The organism is Xanthomonas sp. NCPPB 3174 (assembly GCF_056725205.1).
On the sequence record NZ_CM161517.1, the window covers coordinates 4,893,162 to 4,910,679 of the forward strand.

At 69.2% G+C, this 17,518-nt stretch carries 16 protein-coding genes; 6 read left to right on the top strand and 10 right to left on the bottom strand.

Annotated elements, in window-relative coordinates:
- Window positions 1–34 precede the first annotated feature (34 nt).
- From AC1PK7_RS21010 to AC1PK7_RS21020, 3 genes are all read left to right on the top strand, one after another.
- Complete coding sequence (locus AC1PK7_RS21010; protein ID WP_481099398.1) at window positions 35–973, top strand: hypothetical protein; 939 nt, start codon at window positions 35–37, stop codon at window positions 971–973.
- Window positions 973–3,645, top strand: coding sequence for a glycerol-3-phosphate 1-O-acyltransferase PlsB (gene plsB, locus AC1PK7_RS21015; protein ID WP_481099399.1), 2,673 nt, complete (start codon window positions 973–975; stop codon window positions 3,643–3,645). The genes AC1PK7_RS21010 and plsB overlap by 1 nt, the downstream gene beginning before the upstream one ends.
- 165 nt (window positions 3,646–3,810) lie before the next feature.
- Entirely contained in the window at window positions 3,811–4,653 is an 843-nt protein-coding gene (locus tag AC1PK7_RS21020; protein WP_481100955.1) for a DUF2884 family protein, read from the top strand.
- A gap of 70 nt (window positions 4,654–4,723) precedes the next feature.
- Here AC1PK7_RS21020 and AC1PK7_RS21025 read toward each other — a convergent pair whose 3' ends face one another.
- A complete protein-coding gene (locus AC1PK7_RS21025; protein ID WP_481099400.1) occupies window positions 4,724–5,302 on the bottom strand; it encodes a DUF488 domain-containing protein in 579 nt (192 codons plus the stop codon).
- On the bottom strand, window positions 5,299–5,502 hold the full coding sequence (locus AC1PK7_RS21030; RefSeq protein ID WP_010342388.1) for a YdcH family protein: 204 nt from the start codon (window positions 5,500–5,502) through the stop codon (window positions 5,299–5,301). The genes AC1PK7_RS21025 and AC1PK7_RS21030 overlap by 4 nt, the downstream gene beginning before the upstream one ends.
- Window positions 5,503–5,667: 165 nt before the next feature.
- On the opposite strand from AC1PK7_RS21030, the gene bamE reads away from it, so the two are divergent.
- Entirely contained in the window at window positions 5,668–6,246 is a 579-nt protein-coding gene (bamE, locus tag AC1PK7_RS21035) for an outer membrane protein assembly factor BamE domain-containing protein (protein ID WP_420008351.1), read from the top strand.
- A gap of 132 nt (window positions 6,247–6,378) precedes the next feature.
- Here bamE and AC1PK7_RS21040 read toward each other — a convergent pair whose 3' ends face one another.
- The 3 genes from AC1PK7_RS21040 to AC1PK7_RS21050 form a co-directional block, all read right to left on the bottom strand.
- Complete coding sequence (locus AC1PK7_RS21040; RefSeq protein WP_481099401.1) at window positions 6,379–7,746, bottom strand: XVIPCD domain-containing protein; 1,368 nt, start codon at window positions 7,744–7,746, stop codon at window positions 6,379–6,381.
- An 11-nt stretch (window positions 7,747–7,757) separates the two neighbouring features.
- Complete coding sequence (locus AC1PK7_RS21045; protein ID WP_481099402.1) at window positions 7,758–8,363, bottom strand: hypothetical protein; 606 nt, start codon at window positions 8,361–8,363, stop codon at window positions 7,758–7,760.
- 139 nt (window positions 8,364–8,502) lie between these two features.
- Window positions 8,503–9,066, bottom strand: a complete 564-nt coding sequence (locus tag AC1PK7_RS21050; protein ID WP_481099403.1) for a DUF6891 domain-containing protein — start codon at window positions 9,064–9,066, stop codon at window positions 8,503–8,505.
- A 142-nt stretch (window positions 9,067–9,208) separates the two neighbouring features.
- On the opposite strand from AC1PK7_RS21050, the gene AC1PK7_RS21055 reads away from it, so the two are divergent.
- The gene (locus AC1PK7_RS21055; RefSeq protein WP_420008355.1) at window positions 9,209–9,505 is read left to right on the top strand and encodes a hypothetical protein; all 297 of its coding nucleotides are present in this window, start codon (window positions 9,209–9,211) and stop codon (window positions 9,503–9,505) included.
- Window positions 9,506–9,679: 174 nt separating this feature from the next.
- Here AC1PK7_RS21055 and AC1PK7_RS21060 read toward each other — a convergent pair whose 3' ends face one another.
- From AC1PK7_RS21060 to AC1PK7_RS21075, 4 genes are all read right to left on the bottom strand, one after another.
- Window positions 9,680–11,884, bottom strand: a complete 2,205-nt coding sequence (locus AC1PK7_RS21060; RefSeq protein WP_481099404.1) for a methyl-accepting chemotaxis protein — start codon at window positions 11,882–11,884, stop codon at window positions 9,680–9,682.
- Window positions 11,885–12,266: 382 nt separating this feature from the next.
- Complete coding sequence (locus AC1PK7_RS21065; protein ID WP_481099405.1) at window positions 12,267–13,859, bottom strand: choice-of-anchor Q domain-containing protein; 1,593 nt, start codon at window positions 13,857–13,859, stop codon at window positions 12,267–12,269.
- Between the two features lie 288 nt (window positions 13,860–14,147).
- Window positions 14,148–15,722 (bottom strand): cryptochrome/photolyase family protein, encoded by a 1,575-nt coding sequence (locus AC1PK7_RS21070; protein ID WP_481099406.1) that lies wholly within the window; start codon window positions 15,720–15,722, stop codon window positions 14,148–14,150.
- A gap of 28 nt (window positions 15,723–15,750) precedes the next feature.
- Window positions 15,751–15,909 (bottom strand): DUF2256 domain-containing protein, encoded by a 159-nt coding sequence (locus AC1PK7_RS21075; protein ID WP_017912123.1) that lies wholly within the window; start codon window positions 15,907–15,909, stop codon window positions 15,751–15,753.
- Between the two features lie 207 nt (window positions 15,910–16,116).
- Between AC1PK7_RS21075 and AC1PK7_RS21080 the strand changes: the two genes are divergently transcribed.
- Window positions 16,117–17,025 carry a DUF6624 domain-containing protein gene (locus AC1PK7_RS21080; RefSeq protein WP_481099407.1) on the top strand — a complete coding sequence of 303 codons (909 nt, stop codon included), beginning with the start codon at window positions 16,117–16,119 and terminating at the stop codon, window positions 17,023–17,025.
- Window positions 17,026–17,061: 36 nt separating this feature from the next.
- Here the strand turns inward: AC1PK7_RS21080 and AC1PK7_RS21085 are convergent, their stop codons facing one another.
- Entirely contained in the window at window positions 17,062–17,424 is a 363-nt protein-coding gene (locus AC1PK7_RS21085) for a VOC family protein (RefSeq protein WP_481099408.1), read from the bottom strand.
- Between the last annotated feature and the right edge of the window lie 94 nt (window positions 17,425–17,518).

A 17,518-nucleotide genomic window follows, 5' to 3' on the forward strand; every position in this document is an offset into this window, starting at 1 on the left:
ATGCGGGACGTTTTGGGGAACGAGCCCGCACCGTATGTCGTCCTGCCCGACCCGGGTCATCTCCTCGCGCGCGCTGTGCGTCCTGCTGCTGGCGATGCTCGCCCTGGCCGCGGGCGGATGCAAGCGCACGCCCGCCGAACTGCCCGGCGCCAGCGCCGAGCCGGCCGCCGCGGTGCGCACGCTGGCGCGCGCGCTGCAGCGCAACGACCTGCTCGGCTATGCCCAGGCCGCGGTGCCGCCGGCCCAGTACCAGCGCCTGCAGCAGGCCTGGAGCGAGGACCGCAGCCGTTGGCCGCTGACCGAATTGCCGCTGGCCGAACGCCTGCCCGAGGTACTGGACACCCTTGCCGCGCCGGACGCCGAACGCCAGCTGCAGCGCGCCTTCGACGCGCAGTTCGGCGGCCAGGCGGCGAGCCTGAAGCAGGCGGCGCACTCGCTGGGCCTGTTCGGCGTGCAGTTCCTGCGCAATCAGGGCCACTACACGCCCGAGCAGCGCGGCCATTACGTGCAACTGGTGCAGGCGCTGAGCGCCTGGGCCGCGCGCGCGCCGCTGTCCGAGCGCAAGCGCGCGCAGGCGGCGCTCGCGCGGCTGTGCGCGGGCGCGCGCCGCACTGGCGTGCGCAGCGATGCCGACCTGCGCAGCCTGGGCATGGACGAGAGCCTGCGCCGGCTGGGCCCGTTCCTGGCCGACCTCAAGGCGGTGCTGGCCGACTATGGCCTGGACCTGGACGCCAGCGCCGGCGCGCTGCGCACCGGCCTGGTCAACCAGCAGGGCGACCAGGCGGTGGTGCGCATCCAGTACCCGCTGGACGGCGAACAGATCGACACCACCGCGGTGCTGGTGCGCCGCGACGGGCACTGGTACCTGCGCGACACCCTCAGCGAGGTGGACGCGCTGCTGGCGGCCAGCGCCGGCACCGCCGCCCCGGCCGCGGCACCCGCCGCCGACCCCGCTCCGCCGGCTAAGCGATAATGGCCCCGATGCCAGAACAAAATCCCCTCCCGTTCCCCGACGACGCCGCGGCCGCACGCGCGGCCGACGCGGCCCGTGCGCCCGCCGACGCGTCCCCCGCCGGCCCCGGCGCCGCGCCCTCTTCGACCGTTGTCCCCTCCCCCCTGCCCGTGGCCGTGACCGCCGCGCGCCAGGGCAAGGGACCGCTGTGGGCGCGCCTGCTCGGCCGCCTGGCCGATCCCTGGCTGGGCCTGAAGATCGAACCGGCCGAGCCCGGCCAGTACAACGACGGCCGCCCGGTGGTGTACGTGCTGGAGGACTACGGCCTGTCCAACGCGCTGATCCTGGACAAGGCCTGCCGCGAATCCGGCCTGCCCTCGCCGCTGGTGCCGCTGCCCGGCGATCCGCTGGGGCGCAAGCGCGCCTACCTGGCGCTGTCCCGGCGCAGCAGCAACCACGCGCTGCTGCCGGAACAGCGCGGCGCCAAGACCCACTCCGATTCGCTGGCCAAGCTGCTGCAGGCGCACCGCGAGCGTCCGGAGCTGGACATCCACCTGGTGCCGGTGTCGATCTTCGTCGGCCGCGCCCCGGACAAGCAGAGCGGCTGGTTCGCCGTGCTGTTCTCGGAAAACTGGGCGCTGGTGGGCAGCTTCCGGCGCCTGCTCGGCGTGCTGCTCAACGGCCGCAGCACCATCGTGCGCTTCGCCCCGCCGGTGTCGATGCGGCAGACGGTGGAGGAAGGGCTGCCGCCCGAGCGCACCGTGCGCAAGCTGCAGCGCGTGCTGCGCACCCATTTCCGGCGCATCCGCGAGGCGGTGATCGGCCCCGACCTGTCGACCCGGCGCCTGCTGGTGGACCAGGTGCTGGCGGCCGAGCCGGTACGCGAGGCGATCGCCGCGCAGGCCAAGCGCGACAACAGCAAGCCGGTGGACGCCTGGCGCAAGGCGCACGCCTACGCTTGGGAAATCGCCGCCGACTACTCCAGCCCGGTGGTGCGCTCGGCCAGCTTCCTGCTGACCCACGTGTGGAACCGCATCTACGCCGGCGTGCTGGTCCACCACCTGGACAAGCTCAAGGACGCCGCGCCCGGGCACGAGGTGATCTACGTGCCCAGCCACCGCAGCCACATGGACTACCTGCTGCTGTCCTACCTGCTGTACGAACGCGGCATCGTGCCGCCGCACATCGTGGCCGGCATCAACCTCAACCTGCCGGTAGTCGGCACCCTGCTGCGCAAGGGCGGCGCGTTCTTCATCCGCCGCTCGATCAAGGGCAACGCGCTCTATTCGGCGGTGCTCAGCGAATACGTGGCGCAACTGGTGGCCGGCGGCTACTCGATCGAGTACTTCGTCGAAGGCGGGCGCTCTCGCACCGGCCGGCTGCTGCAGCCCAAGGGCGGCATGATCGCGATGACCCTGCGCGCGTTCCTGCGCCAGCCGCGCAAGCCGGTGCTGTTCCAGCCGATCTACGTCGGCTACGAGAAGCTGATGGAAGGCAACAGCTACCTCGACGAACTCAGCGGCCGGCCCAAGGAGAAGGAATCGATCTGGGCGCTGCTGTGGGGCATCCCCAAGGTGCTCAAGCAGAATTACGGCCAGGTGGTGGTGAACTTCGGCGAGCCGATCCCGCTGAGCCAGGTGCTGGCGCAGCGCGCGCCGGAGTGGGACGGCCAGCCGCTGGGCGAGGACGAGAAGCCGGCCTGGTTGAACGGCACCGTCGATGCGCTGGCGCAGCAGATCCAGGTGCACATCAACGCCGCCGCCGACGTCAATCCGGTCAACCTGCTGGCGCTGGCGCTGCTGTCCACGCCCAAGCACGCCATGGGCGAGGCCGACCTGATCGCGCAGATCGAACTGTGCAAGAAGCTGCTGGCGGAACTGCCGTACTCGGACCGGGTCACGGTGACCCCGCACTCGCCCGAGCGCATCATCGCCCACGCCGAAGAGATCAACGTGCTGACCCGCACGCCGCATCCGCTCGGCGACGTGCTCAGCGTCAACGGCGACAACGCGGTGCTGCTGAGCTACTTCCGCAACAACGTGCTGCACCTGTTCACCGCCTCCTCGTGGGTGGCCTGCTGCTTCCAGAACAACCGCCGCATGAGCCGCACCGGCCTGCTGCGGCTGGGCCGCACCGTGTACCCGTTCCTGCAGGCGGAACTGTTCCTGCCGTGGAGCGAGGACCAGTTCGCCGAGCGCATCGAACGCACCATCGAGGTGTTCGTGCGCGAAGGCCTGCTGCTGCAGCTCGCCGAGGATGACGGCAGCGTGCTGGCGCGCAACACCGGGCAGACCGACGAGGTGTTCCGTCTGCGCGCCATCGGCCACTCGCTGCAACAGGCGTTCGAGCGCTATTACATCGCCATCTCGGTGCTGGTGAAGAACGGCCCGGGCAAGCTCGGCGCCGGCGAACTGGAGAGCCTGTGCCAGCAGGCCGCGCAACGCCTGAGCCTGCTGTACGCACCGGCCGCGCCGGAGTTCTTCGACAAGACCCTGTTCCGCGGCTTCATCCAGAAACTGCGCGAGCTGAAGCTGGTGTGGCCGGACGAGAACAGCAAGCTCATGTTCGACGAGCGGCTGGATGCATGGGCGAAGGATGCCAAGTTCATCCTTGGTCGCGAGCTGCGCCACACCATCGAACGGGTCAGCCCGGAAGCAGCCAAGGTCGAGGAGCCGCCGGTTCCGCAGGATTGAGGCGGCAGTTGCCGCACCTGCAGTCGTGATGCGGTGAGATTCTGGCGCGTGGCGCCGCGGCATAGTGACTTCCGACACGCGACCGTGGGCCGGTACGGGCCCGAGCATGCTTGAAACTCCCTGCTGCGGGTTCCGGCGATGCGCACAGCTCCTCTCTTCGCTCTGTTGCTGCTTGCCGCCTCCAGCGGCCTCGCGTGGGCCGACCAGGACGATGACGGCGGCAAGCACGACCATCGGCCGCAGGTGTCCTCGCGCCAGTGCGGCCTGAGCACGCCGTTCAACGTGCTCGCCGACACGGGTGGCATCTGGCTGACCCGCAGCGACGGCGATGGGCCGCGCGAGATCTTCTTCCATGCCGGCGAACTGAGCGTGGATCGTCAGGTGCAGCAGATCGGCGACGCCGATGCGCAACGGCTATTGGAGATGGAACGCGAAACCCGCGCGCTGATGCCGCAGGTGGCCGACCTTTCGCACGAGGTGGTCGATCTCAGCTACGACGTGCTCGGCTCGGTCGTGGAGATGCTGACCGGCAGCGCCGGCAACGCGCGCAAGATCGAACGGCTGCGCACGCACGCCAACGCCTACGTCGACGGAACGCTCGGCAAGGGGCGTTGGGACCAGGAGGTGTTCGACGACCGGTTCGAGGACTACGTCGAGACGCAGGCGGAAAGCTTCGTGGGCAGCATCACCCGTCACGTGCTCTGGCAGGTCATGACGGGCCGTGGGGACGCCATCGGCGACCGCGCCGAGCGCATGGATGCGGCCCTCGAGGCGCGGCTGGATGCGCGCAGCAAGCGGATCGAAACCAAAGCGCAGGCGCTGTGCGCGCGGGTGGTGCGGCTGGATCAGCTGCAGCAGGCGCTGGAGTACCGGTACCGCGGCCAGCCCCTGCGCCTGCTCGCCGCTTCCGAGGACGGTGCGACTGGACAGAGCACCGCCGCCCTCGTCGGCATCGACGATACGCCGCGGAGCAATGCGGTCACGGTGCCGTCGGTCCCAACGCATTGAGCCTGACACCGCCGCTGGCGCGTGGCGACGCACCCGCCGCGCTGGCGGCCTGCGGCGACGGCAGCACCGCTCAGGCGTCGAACAGGTCCCCGGTGCGCGGTCCGGCATCCGCCGCATCCGGCGGATAGACCAGTTGCCCCTGCGCGTCGCTGCGCGCGGCCGGGTTCAGCGTGGCCGGTTCTTGGCGGGCGACGTCGATCAGGTGCACCACCGGGTGGCCGTGATGCAGCAGATGGTCGCAGATGATCTGCCGGTGGCACTGGCGCCAGTAGGCCTCGGCGCACATCACCGCGCATGCGCCGTCGTCGCCGAAGGCCTGCAACTCGGTCAGCGCCTCGGCGAACTCGCTGCCCAACGCATAGTCGGCGTAGTTGTGGAAGCTGACGCTGCGCCAGTGACCGTTGCGCTGCGGATCGACCCCCGGCTGCCTGCCGCGGCGCCCGCCCAGGGCACGGAAGTGCCGGTAGGCGATGCCTGCCGCGGCCAGCGCCGGCGCCAGCGCGCTGCCGTCGAACTGTGGGAACCGCCGCGAATACGGAAACGCGCGCACGTCGGCCAGGCGGGTGACGCCGGCGCCCTGCAGGATCTGCAGCAAGGTCTCCAGGCTGCGCGTGGAATGGCCGACGCTGAAGAAGGTCGCCGCGCTCACGCCGGTTCGTCGGGGATCAGCAGATGCTCCAGGCGCATGATGCAGTCCTTCAGTTGCAGCTTGCGCTTCTTCAGCCGCTTGGCTTCCAGCTCGTCGTCCAGATTGGCCGGGATGCGCTGCAGCTGTTCGTCGAGCGCGCGGTGCTCGCGACGCAGGGCGTCGATGCGCAGGGAGATCTCGGCGGGCGTCAGGGTGTCCACGAGGTTCGAGCATACACAGGCCGGCGGTCCGCCGTCACCGTGCAACGCGTCGCTATCCGGGGCCCAGGCCAGCCGGCACAATGCGCGCGGGCGCCGCGGCGGAGGCGGCGCCCTCCCACCCTCGTGCCACCCGCGGCAGGATCGCCGCGCCGAAAGGAGTCAGCCATGCGTTCGTTCCGTTCCCCGTTCGTTCTCGCCCTCGCCCTGGCGGCGGCCCTGCCGCACCTGGCCGCGGCGGCCGATCCCAAGTTCTCCGGCTTCCTGTGCTGCAACATGCGCAGCGACGGCAGCTGGATCAGCGACAGCAACTACGCCGAAGACGGCAAGCAGGTGATTCCGGCCGGCACGCCGGTGCAGGTGACCGGTTACGGTCGCTACCGCGTCAATGTGTTGATCGACGGCAAGAAGCAGTCGATCGGCAACGACTACAGCCGCGACCTGGGCAATGAGGCCTTCGCCCAGCGCTACGTGGTCGCGCAGGATCCCAAGGCAAAGCTGGCGGCGTACCCGGCGAAGATCCGCGAGGCGATCGCCGCCAATCGCGTCACCAAGGGCATGACCCGCGAACAGGTGCTGATGGCGCTGGGCTATCCGATCACCAGCGAGAACCCGAGCCTGGATGCGTCGCTGTGGCGCTACTGGCTCGACAGCTTCAACGAGTTCCAGGTGTCCTTCGACGGCACCGGCAAGGTCGAGAAGGTCACCGCCGACCCGAAGACCCAGAACCTGGTCTGGCAGCCGTAAGCCCAGCGTGCGCTGGCGCCGCGCTCCCGACGCGATGGGAGGCGGCGCGAGCGGCGCGCCGTGGCCGCGGCCTGCTGCGACCATGGCCCACCGCGGCGGCGGTACCGTGCGCGCACTGCCGCCCTGCTACGCTCAGCGGCTCAGCACCTGCGGCGGATCGCTCCGCGTCGGGCCTTGTTGGGATGCCTGCAGCGCCTGTTCCTGCTCCTGTGCCTGGCGCTGCGTCTGCCCCTGCTGCGCTCCCAGTTGCTGCAGTTGCTGGTAGGTCTCCTGCGCCGGCCGCGCGATCGCCTCGCTGGTCGGCATGTGCGCGCGGTTGGCGTAGGGATCGGGCGAGACATCGCCGCCGCTGCGGTATACGAACGCCAGTTCGCCGCCCTGATAGGAAGCGGTAGGTCGGTTGAAGCCCACCGCCAGCTGGTCGCGCTCGCTGAAGCCATTCTGCCTGGCCAACAGGGTCAGGCTGGCGGTCATGCGCTCGCTGTTGTCGTCCCAGCCCTTGCCGATCGCCTGTTCGGCCTGGGCCACGCCGTCGCGGACCCGCTCGTGCAGGGCGCGATCGGCGGCACCCGGCGCGGCGGCCGGCTCGCTGGCGCGCGGCGCAGGCGGTTCGGGTGTCGGCGCCGGTGCGGAGCCATCGCGGAATCCCGCCGGCAGCACATCGCGCGGCACCTGCGCGGCATCGATGCCGAGCGCCTTCAGGTCGGCATGCACTACCGGCGGGGTGCGCTCGGGGTGCTGCGCCTGCGCCCGGTCCTCGGCATCGGCGATCTGCGCCAGCGCGCGTTCGCCATAGTTCTGCGGGTAGCCGCGCGCGTCGTAGAACAGCTTGCCCATCGCCTCCACGTTGCGCGGATTGTCGGCGTCGATCTTCAGATCCTTGCCGAAGCTCAGCCCGTCCTTGGCGGTGTAGGTGGCCTTGCTGCCCACGCCGTGCTTGTCGATGTAGCTCGCCATCTCGCTGCTGGCGTTGTACAGGTCCTTGAGCGTGGCCTTGGGGTTGTTGCGGGTGACGTAGTCGGCCAGCGTGTTGACCCCGGCGATCTCGTCCTTGGCCTCGCGGGTGCGCTGTTCCTGCCCGTAGGCCTTGAGCGTGGCGGTGTAGTCGTGCGGCGAAGGCGAGGCGGCGATGACGTCGACCTTGGCGGCGAACGCGGCATCGCTGCGGTCGATCGCGGCCTTGTTGATGGCATGGCCGATCTCGTGGCCCAGCACGATGCGGGCGGTGTTGGCGGAATCGTCGCGCGGCGCGTTCATCCTGGCCGTGGCCAGCACGTCCATCGGCAACTCGATCTGCCCAGTGCGCGGACTGTACGCGCCGGTGCCCGCCTCGGGACTGGGCGCAAAGCCGGACAGCTGCTGTTGCCCGATCGCCTGCTCCACCCGCGAGCGCAGCTCCGGCGTGTTGTCCAGCATCTGCCGCAGCGCCTGGCCTTCCTTCGGATGCGCCTGCGCGAACGTGTCGACCATGCCCTTCAGGCGTTCGTCGTCGTGTGCCATCTCCGCTCTCCTTATGCGTCGACCAGGATCTGCAGTATCTCCACGCACGCCTGCGCATCGTGCTCGCCGACGTCCTTGCCGACGAAGGCGTACACGGAGACCGCGCCGCGTTCGAAATGCCAGCGGCCGGCGCTGCCCTGACGCGGCGGTGCGATCCAGCGCGGCACGAAGCCGGCCGCGACCAGCGCCTGGCGATACGCGTCCAACGATTGCGTGCACTGCGCCGGCGCCGCGCCCGGCGCGGGGGTGAAGCGCAGGTCCAGCCGCGACGGCGGGGCGGCGTCGGCATCGGCGACCGATTCCAGCGTGTAGCCGCCACCGCCGGCGAGCGTGCCGGACGCGCTGAACGCATGTCCGCCTTCGTCCTCGACCTGCAGACCCGTCTGCGCCGCGACCTGCGCGGCGACCAGATCCTGCCTGCCGCCAATCGCCAGGATCAACCGTACTACGCCTTGTGCCAGGTGCTCTGGCGTCATCTCCGACATGGTCCGCTCCGTGTGTGCAGGGGTGATCGAGGGGGAAGAGGAATGCGCGCCGGCACAGGCGGCCAGCAGCGCGGTGGCCAGCAGCAGGGCGGTGCGCCGCGCCAGGCGTGTGCCGGCTGCGCGCCGATGCATACGGCCATTGCGATGAAACATCCGCTCCATGAAACGCCTCTCCGTCGAGCGCCTGCCGCGCACCGCAGCGCGGCCAGGCTTGGGGGTGCGATTGTAGCCAGCGCACCAGGGCCGCGCAGCCCGGCGCTGCGCCGGCGCGTCAGTCCCAGTCGGCGCGCCGCTGCCAGACGAAGCCGGGCAGATCGATACGCTTGCGCGGCGTGCCGTCCCAGTCAACGGTGAAGCCGGCCGCGCGCAACGCCGCAGCGACCTGCTGGCCGATCGCCAGATCCGCCTCCTCGCGCCCGTCCAGATCGCCGAACGCCAGCATCAGCCCGGCGCCATCGATGGCACGCTCCATGTCCTGGCCGTGATAGAAGCAGTAGCCGTGGTAGCGCCGGTCCGGCGCGTCGGCCACCGCCTGGTTCACTTCGACGTGACCGTCGGACATGGTGTAGCCGGCATTGGCCAGCGCGCAGATGCCGGCGGCGTGGAGCCGCTCGAACAGCGCGTCGAGCCGGTCGCAATCGGTCTGCGCCGGCCAGGTCCGTTCCGCCTGCTGCTTGGCCTGCCACTGGCTGGCGACCGAGGCGCGCAACATCGCCTCGTCGCAGTCGTCTTCCAGGATGTCCTCGATCATCTCCTGGATCTCGTCCTGGGAATAGAAGCCGGACCAGACCCATTTGCGGATCTCGTCGTACACATAGGCATCGGATTCGTTCACGGTCGCTCCTGCGGTCTTCGGCGCATGCCGCGCGCACTGTAGCAGGGCCGTCGCTCTGCTCTGCGCGTTCATCTGACGCTGCTGTCGCTGCCGGCCTTGGGATTAGACTGATGCCCGGGATGTTTCCAGGGATCAGCGCTTGATGAGGACTGTCTTCGGCTGGCCGTTGCTCGTGTCCGGCAGTTGGATACTGGGTGCCGTCCTGAACGAACTCGCATCGCGTAACGGCCTGATCGAGCTGGCCCACGATCGCCGTGGCGAATGGTCCGCCATGACGACACCCATCATCGCGAGTGTCGGCGTGTTGGCGAGTTACTGCGGTGCGCGTTGGCTGATCCTGAAGCAAACCTGCAGGCCATGGCACGTCGCCGGCACTGCCGTTCTGGTGGTGTTGCTCTCATTCTGTTGGCTGACGTCGCGCTTCCACCACGCCGTCTGATGATGGACGTTCAACCGCGCACAGCGTGGCGCCGCCGGAGCCGTTGGCGGCGGTGTCGTTGCGGACCACCATTCCGCGCTGCGAACGTACGCCGTGCAGCCTTCTCCCCGGGGGAACCCGGGGAGAGGCGCGGCGCGCGCGCTACGGTCGGCGGCGCGCGCCGTCTCTACGCCCTTAGCAGGCGTGTTCGACCAGTAACGGCGCCACCTGACGCGGACCACGCCGCGAGGTCGAGGTGCCGGCCGTGCCCAAGGGCTTGGCCTGGCTCCGCGCCGGCATGTCGCTGTTGCTGCCGGCCACGCGGAACAGCGTCACCGCCTCGCCGAGTTGGTTCGCCTGCTCTTCCATCGCCTGGGCCGCCGCCGCGGCTTCTTCCACCAGGGCGGCGTTCTGCTGGGTGGCCTGGTCCATGTGGGTGATGGTCTGGGTGACCTGTTCGATGCCGCTCGACTGCTCCTGCGAAGCAGCCGAGATCTCGGTCATGAAGTCGGTCACGCGCTGCACGCTGGCGACGATCTCGTGCATGGTGCTGCCGGCGCTGTTGACCAGTAACGAGCCTGCGTCCACCTTGCTCACCGAGTCGTCGATCAGCTGCTTGATCTCCTTGGCGGCTTCGGCCGAGCGCTGCGCCAGCACCCGCACTTCGCTGGCGACCACGGCAAAACCGCGGCCCTGCTCGCCGGCGCGCGCGGCTTCCACCGCGGCGTTGAGCGCGAGGATGTTGGTCTGGAAGGCGATGCCGTCGATCACGCCGATGATGTCGGCGATCCGCCTGGACGAGGTCTGGATGCCGTTCATCGTGTCGATGACCTGGGCCACCACCGCGCCGCCTTGCGACGCCACCGTGGTCGCGCCGATGGCCAACTGATTGGCCTGGCTGGCGCGTTCGGCATTTTGACGCACGGTGGAGGTCAGCTCTTCCATCGAGGCGGCGGTTTCCTCCAGGCTGGCAGCCTGCTGCTCGGTGCGGCGCGACAGATCGGCGTTGCCGGCGGCGATTTCGCCGGCGGCGCCGGTGATCTGCCCAGCCGCATGCTGGATGCGGCCGACGATCCCGGTCAACTGGGCCACGGTGGCATCGGCATCCTCGCGCATCTGCGCGAACACGCCCTGGAACTGCCCTTCCATGCGCGTGGTCAGGTCGCCGCTCGCGATGTCCTGCAGCAGCTTGGACAGGGCCTGCAGATTGCCGTCGGTGGTCGCCATCAACTGGTTCAACCCCTCGACCATCTCGCGGAAGTCGTACTGGAAGCGCGCGGTGTCGCCGCGCACGGCGAAGTCGCCGGCGGCCGCGGCGTCGACCAGCCGCCCGATCTCGGCATTCATCGCCGACAGATTGCGCTTGACCTGGTCCATGGTCTCGGTGAGCGCGGCCTGCTCGCCGGGCAGGCGATCCATGTCCTGCGACAGGTCGCCGATCGCGTAGCGTCCCATGATCTCGAGCAGGCGCTGCTGGAGGCTCACGTGCATGTCGAGCAACGCATTGCTCTCCCGCACCATGCGCCCGTACTCGCCGGGAAATGCGTGCTCGTCCATGCGCCGGCTGACGTCACCGTGCTCGTGGTGCCTGGCCACCTGCGACTGCGCCGCCATCACCGCCTGCAACTGTGCCTGCATGCGATCCATGCTGGTCAGCAGACGGCCGGTCTCGTCCTTGGGCTGCGGCGGGATCCGATGGTCCAGCCGGCCCTGGGCGATGGATTCGGCGATCTCCGTCGCGCGCCCGAGCGGCCCGGCCAGGCTGCGGGTGATCAGCACGCTCAAGATCGCGCCGAGCGCCGCCGCCAGCAGGCCGAACCCGATCAAGGCACGATTGCTGAACACCAGGGCCGCCTGGATCTCGTCGGAACTGAGCGCGTTCTGCCGGATCTGCAGATCCACCGCGTTCTGGATCACCTGCACGCGCCGCGCCAGCAGCGGCGCCGCATCGCCGTACAGCAGTTGCCTGGCCGCCTCGATCTCGCCGGAACTGGCCAGCGCCAGCACGCGGCTGTTGACCGACCGTGCGGCCGCCTGCGCCTCATGGATCTGCTTGCGCATGGCCAGACCCGCCGGCGTGCCCGGCAGGGCATCCAGCGCCTTGCGACGGCGATCGTTGTCGACGCGGATCTCCTGGATCTTGGCGGCGAGCGCCGGGCGCTTGTCGGCCGGCGAAAGCATCATGTCGCGCAGGTAACGCTCCGCGCTCATATTGTTGCGCAGCATGGTGTACAGCAGTTCGGTCTTCAGGTTGTTCTCGTGGACGATCTTGTCGACCGCCTGGCGCACGTTGTGGAACTGGTAGAGCGCCAAGGTGGAGGACGCGCCAAGCAGCACGATCAGCAGGCCGAACGACAGCGCAAGGCGCTGACTCACCTTGAAGGAGTGAAAGAAATGCATCGGGGGACTCGCGAGGGGGGGTACCTCTATCGGTACCAGCCCCGCGAACTTGACCCCAAGCGAGCGACCCAGGTCTCAAATCCGGACATTCGCAGGCGCAGACGTCGTCGGCGCCGCAGCAACGCGCGGCACCGCCGGTGCCCAGGAAAGCAGATACGCCACCGTATCGCCCGCAGCGCGCGCGGCGGGTGCGAACGGCATTGTTGGCCCACACCACAACGCGCGTGATGCCTGCAACGGCGCGGTCTGCGCGGCGTCGGCCGTCGCCTGGCACAGGTCGTCAGGCGCACCGGACAAGCTTCGGTGCATGCAGCGCGCACGGTCGCACCGGCCAAGCCGGCGCGACCGCGCGGTGCCATGCACGCCATGACCGTGGATCGGCCTACTTGACCTCCACCGCGCCGAGATCGCACACCGCGGTATTGCGGGGATTGCCGCGCTGGTCGATGGCGGCGCAGCCGCTGCCTGCATTCAACGCCGGGCTGTTGGCCGCAGGCAGCTGGGTGAGCGTCGGTCCGCCGTTGTTGGCCGGGGCCGACAGCAACGGATCGGCCGCTTTCACGGTGCCCGCGGCCAGGCAGGCATTCGGCCACACCGCGCCCTTGGCCGAGTACTCGATCAGGTTGTTGCCGGTGTTGCTCTGGTTGTTGCAGAACACGCGCTCGGTCTTGGAATACAGGATGCTGTTGCGCAGGTCGAACCTGTCGCCGAACAGCGTCACCCACGGCGTGTTCTCGGCGAAGGTGACGTTGTTGAAGCGCACGCTGGGGCTGCCCTGGTCGCCGTTGGCCGGCTGCCAGCCGACATGCTGGATGGCCGCGCCAACGCCCTTGGCGGAGTTGCCGTAGAAGGTGCTGTTGCTGACGTCGCAGGCGCCGTAGCAATCCAGGTACAGTGCGCCGGCGTTGCCCTGTTCGGCCTTGTTGGACAGGAAGCTGGTCTCGGCGACGCTGATGGTCCCCGGCGTGGTGATGGTGGTGCCGGCGTGCGAGGTGTCGGTGAAGCCCATGCTGATGCGTGCGCCGCCGCCGGGGCCGCCGGTGGCGACGTTGTTGGCGAAGGTGGAGTACTTCACGTCGATGGTGTCGGGCGCGTACGCCCACAACGTGGCACCGCCGGAGCCGTTGGCGGCGACGTTGTTGCGGACCACGGTGCCGCACATCGCCAGCGTGCCGCCGCTGCCGACGCCTCCCTTGAGATAGCCGGTCAGGGACGCGCCGTCGGTGTCGATCGCGCCGCCGCCGCCGAAGTTGCCGGCATCGGGGAAGCCCTGCGGCGCATTGATCGCCTGGTTGTTGGCGAATTCCGAACCGACGATGGTCAGCCGGCTGAGCTGGGTGTACAGCGCGCCGCCGAGCCAGGAGCTGTTCTTGTAGAAGCCGCTGCGGACGATGGTCACCTCGGCGTCGCTGCCGGCGAAGATGGCGCCGCCGCCGATGCTGCTGCGGTTGGCCAGGAACTGGCTGTTGATGACTTCCAGCTTGCCGCGGTAGCCGACCTTGATCGCGCCGCCACCCCAGGTGCCCGGATCGTAGGCCTGGTTCGATGCCGGCTGCACGGAACTGCCGTTCTGCAGTTTCAGGTTGCGCACCGACAGCGCACTGCCGGCATTGACCAGCAGGATCCGGGCGGACTGGCGACCATCCAGGGTGATCTTGCCCTGGCCGTCGATCACCGTGGGCGCCGCCGCTGCGATGACGATCGAACGGTCAACGGCGATGCTGGTCGGCTTGGTGCCGCAGTTGAAGGTGATGTAACCGCCTTGCGCGGCAGCGGTAGCCAGCGCGCTGGCGGTGCAACTGGCCTGCGTACCGTTGCCGACCACCGTGGCCGCGGCCGGCAGCGCCCAGGCCGGCGGCACGCTGCACTGTGGCGCCGCGGGGACCGCGGCGATCGCCGTGGCGGTGGTCATGAGGGCGAAGACACCCAGCGCGCGTGCGCCGGTGATGAGGGAGAACGTCGTGGTCATGATCATGCTCCATAGGGTTGCGGGGGAAACAACACGACGCGTGGCAGTCATTCAACTGTCATCCACGTCGCTGACACCTCGAGTGCGACCGGCAGCCTGCGCCGACCGGCGGCACAGGGTGCTTGAGCGCGCGGGGAGCGACCACAACGCAGGTAGCAGTTCGCGCGATTGCACGGTGCCCCGATGCGACAGTGTGCCGATCCGCGGCGCATGGCACGGTTTGGATGCGTCGCAAGGCACGTTCCCCCGCCGCACCCGATCGCGACGTGCATGCGGCGAGGCATCCGGTCCGCGCTACAGCGTGTCCAGGCGTTCGCGCAACTGCTGCGCCTGCGTCCGTAGCGCCTGCAGTTGCGCGGCCGGCAGCTTGCGCAACTGGCGGTAGACCATGTCCAGGCGGCGATTGCGCCCCAGCGTGTGCTGGTGCCGGGCGAAGAAATCCCAGTACAGCGCGTTGTACGGACACGCACGCGCGCCGGTCTTCTGCCTGCGGTCGTAGCGGCAGCCCTGGCAGTAGTCGCTCATGCGGTCGATGTAGGCCGCGCTGCTGACGTAGGGCTTGGTCGCGAGCAGGCCGCCGTCGGCGAACTGGCTCATGCCGACGGTGTTGGGCAGTTCGACCCACTCGAACGCATCGATGTACACGCCCAGGTACCAGCGATGCACCGCCGCCGGGTCCAGGCCGGCGAGCAGGGCGAAGTTGCCGATCACCATCAGCCGCTGGATATGGTGCGCGTACGCATCCTGCAGCGATTGGCCGATGGCGTGCTGCAGGCAGCGCATGTGCGTGTCGCCGGTCCAGAACCAGGCCGGCAGCGGCGTGTCGTGGCCGAGCGCGTTGCGCGCCGCATAGCCCGGCATGTGCGCCCAGTAGATGCCGCGCACGTACTCGCGCCAGCCGAGGATCTGCCGCACGAAACCTTCCACCGCCGCCAGCGGCGCGGCGCCGGCGCCATAGGCCGCCAGCGCGCGCTGCACCACTTCCTGCGGCCGCAGCATCTTGGTGTTGAGGGCGAAGGAGAGCTGCGAATGGAACAGGCGAGGACTGCGTGTGCTCATCGCATCTTCGTAGCTGCCGAAATGCGGCAGGGCGTCGACGATGAAGCGATCGAGGCAGGCCAGCGCCTCGGCCCGGTTCAGCGGCCAGCGCACCGCCTCTGCCTGCGGCTGACCGAAACTGTCCACGCCGGCGGCCTGGATGCGGGCCCACAGCGCGCGGTGATCGTGGGTCGGGCGCGCATCGGGCGGTGGCGGCGGCTCGCCATGCCAGGGTTGGCGATTGTCGTGGTCGTAGTTCCACTGCCCACCCTCCGGCGTGCCGTCATCCGCCAGCAGGATCCAGTGGCGCTTGCGCATGTGCCGGTAGAAGTGCTCCATCAACCATTGCGAACGCCCGCGAAAAAAATCCGCCAGTTCGCCGCGGCGCGTGTAGAAGTGCGTGCTGTCCACCGCCTCGACGACGAAGGCCTGCGCCGCGCCCCATTGCCGCAGTTGCTGGTCCAGGCGCCATTCGTCCGGATCCTGGTATTGCAGGCGCTGCGCACCGTAGTGCGCCATCAACGCACCGAGATTGGCGGGGATGGACTGGCGGTTGCTGGCATCGTCGATGGCCACGTAGCGCACGCGGTGGCCGGCGCTGCGCAGGTGCCGGGCGAAGTCGCGCATCGCGGCGAACACCGCCAGGATCTTCTGCGCATGATGCAGGACGTAGTCGGTCTCCTGCCGCACTTCCATCAGCACATGCACCACGCCGGGATCGCGCACGTCGAACCAGGCGTGCGCGGGATCGAGCTGGTCGCCGAGCACCAGGCGCAGGGTGTGGGCGGTGGAGGGCACCGGACTCACGCAGGGCGGCACGCCTGCTGGCATGCGGTGCGCCAGCCCACGGCCCGGCGGCTCACGGCGCCTCCGGCGCGCGCACGCGCTTGCGCTCGCCACGGCAACGGTCGGAACAATACTTCACCTCGTCCCAGACCTTCTCCCACTTCTTGCGCCAGCGGAACGGCCGGCCGCAATGCAGGCAGGGCTTTTCCGGCAGATCCTGTTTCTTGCGCATGCGCGATCCCGCGGCGATGTGGGACGGACCGGCCGGCGTGGCCGGGACCAGCAACCGGTATTTGCATAGTGTGCCCCGCCAAGTCCCCGACGGGACACTCCCGCCGCGGCCCAGGCGCAGTCGCGACCGAGTGCTGCCGATAAGACCGGACTGCGCTACTGTCCGCCCAGGCTGCGCGCCGCGCGGCCACGCCAGAGTGGATCGGATATGTGCCAGGGATACGCGCTGTTTGTCGCATTGTTGGCCGCGAGCGCGGCGCCGGTCTCCGCTGCGGAGCCTGCACGTTTGAATGACGCGCTTGCGGCCTACGATGCGAAGGACTACGGCACTTGTGCCGATACCTTGGCGCGCATCGACGCAGCGCCGGCCGGCCTACCGAGCGGAGGGGATCTGTTCTACGTCGAATGCCTGGCCGCTGCCGGGAGAACGGATGCGGCCGTGGCGGTACTCGACGCGCGACTGGCGCAAGGCCACATCGATGTGCAGGAACTGATGCACAAGGATCGGCCCGGCCTGAACCGGCTGCGCGCCTCGCCGGCTTGGCGAGCGCTGCTCGCCCGTGCCGAGACGCTCGATGCCGCACGCCAGGCGCGCCTCGACCAGCCACTGCGCCAGGCATTACTGGCGCGTGTGGAGAAGGATCAGGCCGTCCGACAGAGGGCCATCGACGAGGGAAACACCCCCGCATCATGGCAACAGACGGTGGCGGTGGATCAGGACAACACCGCCTGGCTGAAGGCGATGGTGACGAAGAAGGGATGGCCGACGCGCACATCGGTGGGCGAAGACGGGGCCAAGGCCGCGTTCCTGATCGCCCAGCACGCCACCCTGGACCCCGCCTTCCAGGAGCAGATCCTCGCGTTGATGCAGTCCGCCCTGGCGCAGAAAGAGGCGGATCCTTCCGACGTGGCGATGCTGCAGGATCGCGTGCTGCTGCACCAAGGCAAGCCGCAGCTTTACGGTACGCAGTTCAAAACCGAGCCGCACGGCACGATGGTCCTGGACAGGAGCCAGGACATCGATGGCCTGGATGCGCGCCGCGCGACGATGGGCCTGCCGCCGATCGCCGAGTACAAGGCCTTTCTGTCCGAGGTCTACCGCGCGCCGGTACGATGAACGGACCGGACGCACATGGCATCCACCCGCGCGCCCTCACTCCTGCGCCGGCCACTCGCGGAACACCACACAGACCGTGGTCGGGTCCAGCATCGCGAACTCGCGTGCGCCCCAGGGCTTGAGCGCGACGGTACGGCAATTCGGATGCAGCCACTGCGGCGCGCGTGCGGACAACTCGGCATGGATCGTGTCGATGCTGTCGGTTTCGATGCCCAGTTCCGGCCGGTCCTTCGCCGCCCACTCGGCGTTCTCCACCAGATAGGCCTTGGCGCCGTCGCGTGCAATCACCGCCATCGTGGCGTCCTGGTACAGCACCTGGAATCCCAGGCCGCCGACGAAGAAGTCCAGCCCGTCCTGCATGCGCGCGTAGAAGATCTTGGGGATGAGGTTCTTGAACATGGGGCGACCTTGCGTCCGTGACCAGGGGCGAGTGTAGCGGGCCGGTCCCGGCACGGCATGACGACAAAAACAGGGGCGCCGGACGCCGGACGCG